Origin of the sequence: Mesorhizobium sp. WSM4935, assembly GCF_029625735.1 — a bacterium.
Lineage (GTDB): Bacteria > Pseudomonadota > Alphaproteobacteria > Rhizobiales > Rhizobiaceae > Mesorhizobium.
The window spans coordinates 1-949 of the sequence record NZ_JARTVR010000045.1 but is presented as its reverse complement, the minus strand read 5'-3'; the positions used below and the strand labels follow the sequence as shown (position 1 = coordinate 949).

At 65.3% G+C, this 949-nt stretch carries 1 protein-coding gene; it reads left to right on the top strand.

The window, feature by feature from the left end; genetic code table 11:
- The coding region (locus P9273_RS32025) for a zinc-binding dehydrogenase (protein ID WP_278052566.1) at positions 1-949 on the top strand (949 nt) is incomplete at both ends.

The following is a 949-nucleotide window of genomic DNA, read 5'->3' as shown; positions in this document are numbered from 1 at the left end:
TCGAAGGTCCCCGCGAGGGCGAGGTGCTGGTCGAGGTCAAGGCGACCGGCATCTGCCACACCGACGAGTTCACGCTCTCGGGCGCCGATCCGGAAGGCATCTTTCCGGCAATCCTCGGCCATGAGGGCGCCGGCATCGTCGTCGATGTCGGCAAGGGCGTGACCTCGGTCAAGAAGGGCGACCATGTCATCCCGCTCTACACGCCCGAATGCCGGCAGTGCCCGTCCTGCCTGTCGAGGAAGACCAATCTGTGCACCGCCATCCGCGCCACGCAGGGGCAAGGCCTGATGCCCGACGGCACCTCGCGCTTCTCGATCAATGGCGAGAAGCTCTTTCATTACATGGGCTGTTCGACCTTCTCCAACTTCACCGTGCTGCCCGAGATCGCGGTGGCCAAGGTCAATCCGGACGCCCCCTTCGACAAGATCTGCTACATCGGCTGCGGGGTGACCACCGGCATCGGTGCCGTCATCAACACCGCCAAGGTCGAGCAAGGGGCGACCGCTGTCGTCTTCGGCCTCGGCGGCATTGGCCTCAACGTCATCCAGGGTCTTCGCCTGGCCGGCGCCGACATGATCATCGGCGTCGACATCAACGACGACAAGAAGGCCTGGGGCGAGAAGTTCGGCATGACGCATTTCGTCAATCCGAAGGAGATCGACGGCGACATCGTGCCTTACCTGGTCAACATGACCAAGCGCGGCGCCGACCAGATCGGTGGCGCCGACTACACCTTCGACTGCACCGGCAACACCAAGGTGATGCGCCAGGCGCTGGAAGCCTCGCATCGCGGCTGGGGCAAGTCGGTCATCATCGGCGTGGCCGGCGCCGGCCAGGAGATTTCGACGCGGCCCTTCCAGCTGGTCACCGGCCGCACCTGGATGGGCACCGCCTTCGGCGGCGCGCGCGGCCGCACCGATGTGCCGCGGATCGTCGACTGGTACATGGA